The 9,727-nt window shown below is 68.0% G+C and carries 9 protein-coding genes; 3 read left to right on the plus strand and 6 right to left on the minus strand.

Annotated features, from left to right (window positions below; all coding sequences use genetic code 11):
• Positions 1-142: 142 nt before the first annotated feature.
• From ptsP to B3587_RS13470, 3 genes are read right to left on the minus strand one after another with little or no spacing between them, the layout of a single operon-like run.
• Positions 143-1,831: a phosphoenolpyruvate--protein phosphotransferase gene (gene ptsP / locus B3587_RS13460; RefSeq protein ID WP_292729522.1), complete on the minus strand. Its 1,689-nt coding sequence runs from the start codon at positions 1,829-1,831 to the stop codon at positions 143-145.
• A 2-nt stretch (positions 1,832-1,833) separates the two neighbouring features.
• Positions 1,834-2,109: an HPr family phosphocarrier protein gene (locus B3587_RS13465; RefSeq protein WP_228177529.1), complete on the minus strand. Its 276-nt coding sequence runs from the start codon at positions 2,107-2,109 to the stop codon at positions 1,834-1,836.
• Positions 2,110-2,129: 20 nt separating this feature from the next.
• Positions 2,130-2,447: a PTS sugar transporter subunit IIB gene (locus B3587_RS13470; protein WP_228177528.1), complete on the minus strand. Its 318-nt coding sequence runs from the start codon at positions 2,445-2,447 to the stop codon at positions 2,130-2,132.
• A gap of 196 nt (positions 2,448-2,643) precedes the next feature.
• On the opposite strand from B3587_RS13470, the gene B3587_RS13475 reads away from it, so the two are divergent.
• The 3 genes from B3587_RS13475 to B3587_RS13485 all read left to right on the plus strand — a co-directional run bounded on the left by B3587_RS13475 (position 2,644) and on the right by B3587_RS13485 (position 6,604).
• Positions 2,644-4,551: a BglG family transcription antiterminator gene (locus B3587_RS13475; RefSeq protein ID WP_228177817.1), complete on the plus strand. Its 1,908-nt coding sequence runs from the start codon at positions 2,644-2,646 to the stop codon at positions 4,549-4,551.
• 28 nt (positions 4,552-4,579) lie between these two features.
• The gene (locus B3587_RS13480) at positions 4,580-5,362 is read left to right on the plus strand and encodes an alpha/beta hydrolase (RefSeq protein ID WP_292729527.1); all 783 of its coding nucleotides are present in this window, start codon (positions 4,580-4,582) and stop codon (positions 5,360-5,362) included.
• A 384-nt stretch (positions 5,363-5,746) separates the two neighbouring features.
• A complete protein-coding gene (locus tag B3587_RS13485; RefSeq protein ID WP_292729530.1) occupies positions 5,747-6,604 on the plus strand; it encodes a type IV toxin-antitoxin system AbiEi family antitoxin domain-containing protein in 858 nt (285 codons plus the stop codon).
• 249 nt (positions 6,605-6,853) lie between these two features.
• On the opposite strand, the gene B3587_RS13490 is transcribed toward B3587_RS13485, so the two are convergent.
• The 3 genes from B3587_RS13490 to B3587_RS13500 are packed head-to-tail and all read right to left on the minus strand — an operon-like array spanning position 6,854 to position 9,716.
• The gene (locus B3587_RS13490) at positions 6,854-7,969 is read right to left on the minus strand and encodes an adenosine deaminase (protein WP_292729533.1); all 1,116 of its coding nucleotides are present in this window, start codon (positions 7,967-7,969) and stop codon (positions 6,854-6,856) included.
• Between the two features lie 50 nt (positions 7,970-8,019).
• Complete coding sequence (locus tag B3587_RS13495) at positions 8,020-9,318, minus strand: thymidine phosphorylase (protein ID WP_292729535.1); 1,299 nt, start codon at positions 9,316-9,318, stop codon at positions 8,020-8,022.
• Positions 9,315-9,716 (minus strand): cytidine deaminase, encoded by a 402-nt coding sequence (locus tag B3587_RS13500; protein ID WP_228177523.1) that lies wholly within the window; start codon positions 9,714-9,716, stop codon positions 9,315-9,317. Before B3587_RS13500 ends, B3587_RS13495 begins: the two co-directional genes overlap by 4 nt.
• Between the last annotated feature and the right edge of the window lie 11 nt (positions 9,717-9,727).

The following is a 9,727-nucleotide window of genomic DNA, read 5'->3' on the forward strand; positions in this document are numbered from 1 at the left end:
GGGATGAAGAGCATCGTAATGAAGCCCCAGGCGATGAATGCCGCGATGTTCGGCATGATCATGCCCGAGAGGAAAGTGCCGAATCGCTGGACGGCGACGCGTGCCCGCCCAGGATCCTTCGCCGTTCCAGGCGACGTCGTTGTCATTGCGTTCTCTCTTTCTGTGAGTCGGAGGCTGCGTGTGCAGCCTCCCGTGCGGTTGCCGCGTCAGTTGCGGCCAGCGCGGCCTCAGCGATGCGCCGGGCATCGTCGAGGGAGTAGGTGAGCAGGGTCGCGCGCACGTCGGCGAGCGCGGTGGGTGCCATCGAGAGCGAGGTGGCTCCGAGCCCGACGAGCACGACAGCCAGCAGCGGGTCGGCTGCCGCTTCGCCGCAGATGCCGACGGGCTTGCCCGTCCGCGCGCCGGCTGCGCCGACCTCGCGGATGAGGCGAAGGACCGCGGGATGCCACGGATCCTGGAATCCCGCGACCGAACCGAGCAGGCGGTCGGCGGCCAGGGTGTACTGCGTCAGGTCGTTCGTCCCGATGGAGGCGAAGTCCGCGTGCGCGAAGATGTGCTCGGCAAGGAGAGCCGAGGAGGGCACCTCGACCATGACCCCGGCGGTGCGGATGCCGTACTCCCGCGCGATCGCCGTGAAGTATTCGGCCTCGTCCACGGTGGACACCATCGGCGCCATGACCCAGAGGTCAGCACCCGACCCCGCCTTGCGGGTCTGCTCGTCCGCCTCGGCGAGCGCAGTGAGCTGTTCGCGCAGGATGTCCTCGCTGGCCCGCAGCGCCCGAAGGCCACGGAGGCCCAGCGCCGGGTTCTCTTCGTGCGCATCGTTGAGGAAAGGCAGCGGCTTGTCGGCGCCGGCATCCAGCACCCGCACCACAACCTTCTTGCCGGCGAACGCGGCGAGGAGCTCGGCGTACGAGGCGCGCTGCTGCTCGACAGTGGGCGCCGAACTCGCGGAGAGGAACAGGAACTCGGTGCGGAACAAGCCAACGCCTTCGGCCCCGAATGCCACGGCTTCGGCAGCTCCGGCGGGGTTGCCGAGGTTCGCCAACAGCGGCACCGCTGTCCCGTCGGCGAGAGCGCCGTCGGTGATCGGGGCACCCGCAGCGGCTGCTCGCGCGTTCGCCCGGTTCTCGGCCCGGGTGAGCTCATCGTCGGAAGGCTCGGTCGTCACGGCGCCTGCGGCGGCATCCACGATCACGGTCTCGTCGTCGGCCAGCTCTGCGGCGCCTGCAACGCCCACGACCGCGACGATGCCCTTCTCCCGCGCGAGAATCGCGGTGTGCGAGGTCGGGCCACCCTCCGTGGTGACCAGCGCCAAGACCTGATCGAGGTCGAGCAGGGCGGTGTCGGCCGGCGCGAGGTCTTTGGCGACAAGAACGAACGGATGCCCCGGGTCGGGCACTCCCGGTGCGGCAACACCCTGCAGCCGAGCGATCACGCGCTGGGCGACATCGTCGAGGTCAGCGGCGCGCTCACCGAGGTAGCCGCCGACCGCCTCCAGCTGAGCACGGAACGACGCAAACGCCTCGTGCACGGCACGCTCGGCGGTCTTGCCCTGCGCGAGCGACGCATCTACCTCGTTGGTGAGCGTCGGGTCTTCGGCCATCATGGCCTGCGCCTCGAGCACCTCCTGAGCCGCTCCCCCGGCCTGCTCGCCACGCTTCTCGAGCTCGCGCGCGACGGCGGCCAGGGCCTCCTGCACCCGCGCGCGCTCCTCGTCGGCCCCGATGGCGCTCGGGTTGTCATCAGGTGCCGGCAGGGGTGCCGCCATCCGCGCGACCGGCCCGTGGGCGACGCCCAGGCCGATGCCGACTCCTCGCAATTGCGCCATGATCAGGCGGCGTCGTGGTCGGTGGTGAGCAGTTCGCTCAGGGTGTCCAGCGCCGCCTCCGCGCCCTCGCCATCCGCGGTGAGGGTCACATAGTCACCGTGTTCGACACCGAGCGAGATCACGCCGAGGATGCTCGCCGCGTTCACCGGAGCCCCGGCATCCTTGGCGATCGTGATCGGGATGCCGGCGTCCTTCGCGGCCTGGGCGAACAGCTTCGCGGGCCTGGCGTGCAGGCCGTGCGACGAGCCGATGCGGACCGTGCGGGTGATCTCAGACATGGTTCCCTCCCTGGAACTGGCTATTCGGTGACGGATGCGGCGCGAGCCGCGGTGGCAAGCTGAAGAATCCGCGAACCGTCGCGATCCTCGAAAGCATCGGGCGGAAGGAGCACCGCGATCGACTCGTGTGCGCTGGCCACCGTGCGGATCCGCTGAAACTCGGACTCGAGATGAGGACCAACAAGCACGATGTCGACGGGCTCGGTGATACCCGCGAGAGTGTCCTCGGTACCCGCAGCGACCTCGACGTGAACGCCACTGGCCGCGGCTGCGCTTCGCAACCGCTGTGCGACGAATGTGCTGGACGCTCCTGCGCCGCAGATCACCAGGATCCTCATCGACCCGCCTCCTTCGAAATCGATTCTTGTGAGAACGCTGAGAGGCGACAACCAGTCCTTTTTCCGCGGGGGCGGAAGAGCGTTTCCGCCGGCGTAGCCCTGCGCGCGCGCTCGGCGTGGTTGACTGACACGGTCGAGGACGCGCCCGGTGCGACCTCGCGCGAGGAGTTCGGTGACACGACCACGACAGGATCGGATGTTGAGCCTGCTCGTCCGCGAGGGCGAGTGGGTCACCGCCGCGACCCTCGCTGACGCCCTGGGGGTCACGCCGCGCAGCATCCGTTCGTATGTCACCGCTGTCAACGCGCGCGTGCCCTCCGGCGCCGCTATCGAGTCGGGTCCGTCGGGGTATCGTGCCGGGATCGACGCCGCAGCAGCGCTCCGGGCGTCGGCGGCAGCTGACGCCGGCACACCACGGGACCGGCTTCACACGCTCGTCCGAGCGCTGCTGAACGACCCCGAGGGTATCGACGTGTTCGAGACCGCCGACGCGCTCCACGTCAGTCCTGCAACGCTCGAAGCGGACCTCGGTCGGGTCCGTAGCCTCCTGGGAGGCACCGGCATCACCCTTGAGCGCTCGGCCTCGACAGCTCGCCTGCGCGGCGCCGAGGTCGCGCAGCGCCGCCTGCTGAGCTCCCTCGCTCACGACGAGATGGAAGCGGGCGCGTTCGACTTCGACGCGCTGCGCCGCTCCCTGGGCGGATCTTCCATGGGCGCCAACGTCTTCGGGCCGTTCAAGCCCGCACTGGTTGCTCGGATGGGCGAGCTCGGCTACTACGTCAACGAGTTCGGCATCGCGGATGTGCTGATGCACATCGCCATCACAGCCGACCGGGCATCCCAGGGCCGCTCACTTGAGGGGACCACCGGCTCACCGATCTCCGAGGATCGTCGTGCGGTCGCCGAGGTTCTCGACGCCCTGGTGCGCGAGCACATCGGGGTCGATCTGGGGCACGGAGACCTCGACCATCTGGCGATCCTCGTCCTGACGCGGGTCGTCGCTCCGGGCGCTGCAGCACCGAGCGAGCGAGCGCGGGAAAACCTGGATCCTCAGCTCGAACAGGTGGTTCGCGAGATCGTCCAGGACGCGGCATCCGAGTTTCTCGTCGACATCGCGCACGAAGACTTCGTCGTGCGCCTCTCCCTTCACGTACAGAACCTCCGGCAGCGTGCCGCGGCTCAGGCCTGGTCGCGAAACCCCCTCACCCGGTCGCTGAAGACGAGCTACCCGATGGTGTTCGAGGTCGCTGTTTTCATCGCGGGGCAACTCCACGAACGGCTCGGCATCCCGCTACTCGATGATGAAATCGCCTACATCGCCATGCACGTGGGCGGACGGCTCGAGCGCAGCCGCCGCAGCGAGCAGCTGCTCACCGCGACAATTGTCTGCCCTGGGTACTACGAACTGCATGAGCTGCTTCGGTCGAGCGTCGATCGCTCTCTCGGCCGCGCGATCGAGGTCGTCGGTGTCGACACGCGCGCGGACCCCGACTGGGAGGCGATCCACACCGACCTCGTGCTTTCGACGATCGAACCGCCCACACCGTCGGACCGAATCGTCAGGGTGCAGCCGTTCCTCACCGAGAGCGACGTCGATCGCGTTCAAGCGACTGCGAGCCGCATCCGCCGCGGGCGACGCCTGGCGCGACTGCGCGCAGACCTCGCACGGTACTTCGTCGCGGGCGCGTTCAGTCGTGAGCTGGCGGCAGCCGGCAGCGAGGAAGAAGCCATCAGGCTGCTCGGCGCACCCCTCGTCGCAGAAGGCGTCATCGACCAGGACTACATCGAGCGCGCGATCCACCGTGAACAGCTCTCGTCGACAGCGTTCACCGATGCCCTTGCCGTTCCCCACGCCATCGGGATGACGGCAACTCGCACGGCGATCTCTGTCGGGGTCTCGGAGAGCTCGATCGCCTGGGGCGATTCCCGCGTCCAGGTGGTCGCACTGGTGGCGTTTTCGGAATCAGACCGCGCCGCATTCCAGACCGTCTTCGAGCAGTTTGTCGAAGTGTTCTCCGAGCGCGAGAGCGTGCAGCGCATCGTGCGCCGAGCGACCGACCTCGCGGGGTTCCTCGACGAGTTGGCGGCAGTCATCGACGGCTGATTCCGCCGCGGCTTACTAGGCTCAGAGGGTGGATGCCGACCCTGCCCCGCCCCCGCGACGCCGACGCTCCCGCGCAGCGCGCATCATCGGCTGGATCGCGGCAAGTCTCGGCATCCTGCTGATCGTCGCCGTCATCGGGATCGTCATCTACTCGCAGGTAGGCGTCATGGCGGCAGAGCCCGAGCCGCTCGCCGCGGTGAAGGCCGATCCGGCGATCGCGATCACCGATGATTCGGCAGCCATCGTGCTCGCGCCCGTCGAGGGTGAGACCGGCGATGGACTGGTGTTCATCCCCGGCGCGAAGGTCGACCCGTGGGCGTATGCCGCGAAGCTTTCGGGCATCGTCGAGTCGGGCACGACAGTAGTGATCACAAAGCCGTGGTTGAATCTGGCGTTTTTCGATCTGAGGCCGCTGGACGCGTTCACGAGCCTTGCCCCGGATGTCGACACCTGGGCCGTCGGCGGTCACTCACTCGGCGGGGTTCGCGCGTGCCAGCTCACCGAGAGTGCCCAGGCCCTGATCCTGTTCGCGTCCTACTGCGCGAACGACCTCAGCACGTCGGGGCTTCCGGTGCTCAGCCTCGCCGGAGAACTCGACGGCCTGTCCACGCCCGAGAAGATCGCGAATGCCCGCCCGCTGCTCCCGGCGGGTGCCGACATGGTCGAGATCGCGGGCGCCGCGCACTCATCGTTCGGCGACTACGGCCCCCAGCCGGGCGACGGCACACCGACCATCTCGGATGCCGACATGACCGAGACCCTCACCTCCGAGGTCGACCGTTTCTTGCAGACGCAGGTCGCGGGCGGCTGACGCCCCCTCGGACCGGGAGCCACTTCGTCGACGGCTCCTGCGGCGATTGTGGCTAACTCCTCACATCCGGCGCGCCTGCGGCACATCATGTCCGCTCGCGCCCTGATCTGACGGCGATCTTGAGGAGTTAGCAACGGCCGACCGTCGAGCGGCGCATCCACCCACCGACCGCCACGGCCGCAGCGAACTCCTCCTATTCGCCGCGCCGTGGGCCGGTTCGACCGCGCAGCACCGGCCGCGGCCGTCAGTTTTGAGGAGTTAGCAACACTCGGCGGACAGGCGCCGCGGCGAGAACCGATCCTCCCCACCTCGCCTCTCAGCTCCGGTCTCCCCAGCCATCACATCCGTCGGCCACCCTCCCCCGCACGACGGTTGACTGCCGTCATGCCGAACGCTGCGAGCGCGACATCCCCAGCCCTCCGCCATCGGATACTCGAGACCTCGGACCTCCGCGCGCACGGCCTGTCGGAACGGCGCATCAGGTTGTTGGTCGATTCCGGGCAGCTGCTTCGCGTGCGGCGCGGCAAGTACCTCGCCGTCGATGTACCACCGTGCCTCTCCGAAGCGGCACGCCTCGGAGGCCGGCTGGACTGCGTCTCTCTGCTCCGCGAGGCAGGCGTCTTCGTCGCATCCGACCCGCCGCTCCACGTCCAGCTCGACAATGGCGCGAGCCGGCTGCCCGCGCGCCCGCACCACGTCGTCGCACACTGGCGCGCCACTGGAGCTCATCGCTGTTCCCCCATCGCGCCCTGGGTTGAGGCCCTCGCGCAGGCCTGCCGGTGCCAGGACCCGCGGTCCGCGATCGCGACGCTCGACAGCGCATGGCATCGGGGACTTGTCGACGAAGCAGAACTGCGGGAGGTATTTACTCGTCTTCCGCTGCGTTACCGAGCACTCCACGGGCTCCTCGATCGACGGGCGGAGTCCGGCACCGAAACGCTCATGCGACTCATCCTCCGCACGCTCGGATGCGACATTCGTGTGCAGCAGAGCGTTCCCGGGGTGGGGCGGGTCGACTTCATCGTCGATGGTTGGCTGATCATCGAATGCGACAGCGAAGCGCACCACGCGGGCTGGGACGCTGCTAAGCGCGACCGGCGCCGCGATATGACGGCCGCGGCTCTCGGATACACGACGATCCGACCGATCGCGGAAGACATCCTGCATCACCGAGATGAGCTGACGACGACGCTTCGCGCGATCATCGAGCGCGGTGATCCGGTTCGTGCTCGTCGTCGCTAACTCAGCAAAGCTGACCGGATTCTGCGGGCTCGCGAGATCCGCGGATGCCTGAATGGCTGGTTTTGAGGAGTTAGCTGCGCCGATGGCCATCGCCGCCCGTCCGCATCCAGCGCCGGCAGGACCGGCGGCGCCCCCGCCAACGCTCACGCTGTCGCTAACTCCGCAGAACCGCGCGGAATGCCGCCACCCGGCCCCTTACCGACCGTCGATGCGGCCAAACCTGAGGAGTTAGCGACTCCGTGGCCCGACTTAGCGGTCGAAGCCCTCGCCGATGAGCTCGATGAGTTCCTCACGCTCTTCGACCGGCAGGAAGGCGCCTGCCGCAGCGTTGAGCTGGAAGACTTCGAGGTCATCGAGGTCGTACTCGAAAGCGTCAGCGAGCAGGGCGAGTTCGCGGGTCAGCGATGTCCGGCTCATCGTGCGGTTGTCGACATTCACCGTCACCGAGAAGCCCAGCTGGTAGAGCAGGTCGAAGGGGTGATCGGCGAGCTCCTCGCCCCACTTTTCGATCGCTCCGGTCTGCAGGTTGGAGCTCGGCGAGAGCTCGAGTGGGATCTCGCGGTCGCGCACCCACCGAGCAAGGTCGCCGAACTGCACCAGCACCTCGTCGCCCGCCCGCGAGACGACATCGAGGTCTTCCGCGATGCGCACCCCGTGGCCCAGGCGCAGTGCCCGCCCATCGAGCAGAGCCGAGCGAATCGAGTCCAGGCCGGCAGCCTCACCCGCGTGGACCGTGACCGGGAAGAACTCGCTGGCGAGGTAGTCGAAGGCCTCACGGTGGCGCGAGGGGAGGAATCCGTCTTCGGGGCCGGCGATGTCGAACCCGACGGCGCCGCGCTCACGCCACTGAACGGCCAGCCGCGCGATCTCCAGGGACCGGTCGGTGTGGCGCATCGCGGTGATCAGCTGCCCGACACGGATGTCGTGACCTGCCTGCTCTGCGGCATCCTCGCCCTCTTCGATGCCGTCCTGCACGGCCTCGACGGCCTCCTCGAGCGACAGCCCGCCCGACAGATGCTGCTCGGGAGCCCACCGCACCTCGCCGTAGATCACGCCGTCGGCGGCGAGATCCTCGACGAATTCCCGAGCGACGCGGGTGAGTCCCTCGCGGGTCTGCATGACCCCGACGGTGAGATCGAACGTCTTCAGGTACTCGACGAGCGAACCCGAATCGGAGCGCTCGGCGATCCAGTCGGCAAGATCATCGGCCGTGTCCTCGGGAACATCGAGCCCGATCTGGTCGGCAAGCTCGAGGATCGTCGCCGGCCGCACACCGCCGTCGAGGTGGTCGTGCAGCGACACCTTGGGGAGCTTGCGGATCGACATCCCCTGCAAGACGTGGTCACCGTGCTGATCGATCGACATGAGGGCTCCTGAGTGTGGGGATGGCGGGCGCGGGGAAGAACGAAGGATGCTCAGGCGGTGATGCGCTCGAGGACGATGGGTGTGCGCGAGAGCTCGGCGTCACCAATCTCCCACGCGTTCTCGAGCGCGTCCAGTGCACGAGGGAAGCGCGCCGCATCCTGCGCCGAGAGTGTGAACAGCGGCGCACCGGCGGCCACCGAATCGCCCGGCTTGACGTGCAGGTCGATGCCTGCTGCGTGGATGACGGGATCTTCGGCGCGCGCACGGCCGGCGCCCAGACGCCACGCAGCGACACCGAACGGCAGGGCCTCCATGCGGGTCACAACCCCAGCGCGAGGTGCGGTGACGGTGTGGGTCTCGCGCGGGGCGGGAAGCTCGGCATCCGGGTCCCCGCTCTGGGCGAGGATCATCGCGCGCCACGAGTCCATGGCGCGTCCATCGGCGAGCGCCGCCTCGACATCAGCATCCGGCTGGCCCGCCAATGCGAGCATTTCTCGGGCCAGAGCGAGGGTGAGCTCCACGACGTCGGCAGGTCCGCCGCCTGCGAGCACCTCGACGGATTCCCTGACCTCGTTCGCATTGCCGATCGCAAGGCCGAGCGGCGTGTCCATGTTGGTCAGCAGCGCTGTCGTGGCCACCCCGGAGTCAGTGCCCAGCGCCACCATCGTGCGTGCGAGTTCGCGAGCACGATCCACGTCGCGCATGAACGCACCTGAGCCGAACTTCACATCCAGCACGAGCGAGTCAGTGCCCTCGGCGATCTTCTTCGACATGATGCTCGAGGCGATGAGGGGGATGGCCTCGACGGTGCCAGTGACATCGCGCAGCGCATAGAGCTTCTTGTCGGCAGGAGCAAGGCCGGATCCGGCTGCGCAGATCACGGCACCCACGTCCCGCAGCTGCGCCGTCATCTCCTCGTTCGAGAGCGCCGCGCGCCAGCCCGGGATGGACTCGAGCTTGTCGAGAGTTCCGCCGGTGTGCCCGAGGCCTCGCCCCGACAGCTGCGGCACGGCGACGCCGAAGGATGCCACCAGTGGCGCGAGCGGCAGCGTGATCTTGTCTCCCACCCCGCCCGTCGAGTGCTTATCGACAGTCGGCTTACCGAGCCCCGCGAAGCTCATGCGCTCCCCCGACGCGATCATCGCATCGGTCATCACCCGGATCTCGTTGCGCTGCATCCCGTTGAGCAGGGTTGCCATCGCGAACGCGGCCATCTGCGCATCAGCAACATATCCGCGGGTATAGGCATCGACCATCCAGCGCAGCTCCAACTCAGGAACGGCGCCCCCGTCACGCTTGATACGGATGACGTCAACGGCGTCGAACGGCTCGATCGGCGCCTCGCTCATGCGCGTGCCTCCTCGAGGTCACGGGGCCCGAAGGCATCCGGCAACACCTCATCGATCGTGCGGATACCGGAGACGGTGTGCAGCAGCATGCCAGGCGCGGAGTGCTCGTAGAGGAGCTGTCGACACCGACCGCACGGCATGATGATCTCCTCCGCACCGTTGACGCACACGAAGGCAGTCAGCCTGCCGCCGCCGCTCATGTGCAGTGCCGAGACGAGTCCGCATTCAGCGCACAGTCCGACACCGTACGAAGCGTTCTCGACGTTGCAGCCCGAGACGGTCCTGCCGTCATCGACGAGCGCTGCCGCTCCGACCGAGTAGTTCGAGTACGGGGCGTAGGCGCGGCGCATGGCCGAGATTGCCTCGGTGCGCAGCCTGTCCCAATCGATGTCTGTCATGCGGGTCCTCC

Origin of the sequence: Microbacterium sp. UBA837 (genome assembly GCF_002296025.1) — a bacterium.
Lineage (GTDB): Bacteria > Actinomycetota > Actinomycetes > Actinomycetales > Microbacteriaceae > Microbacterium.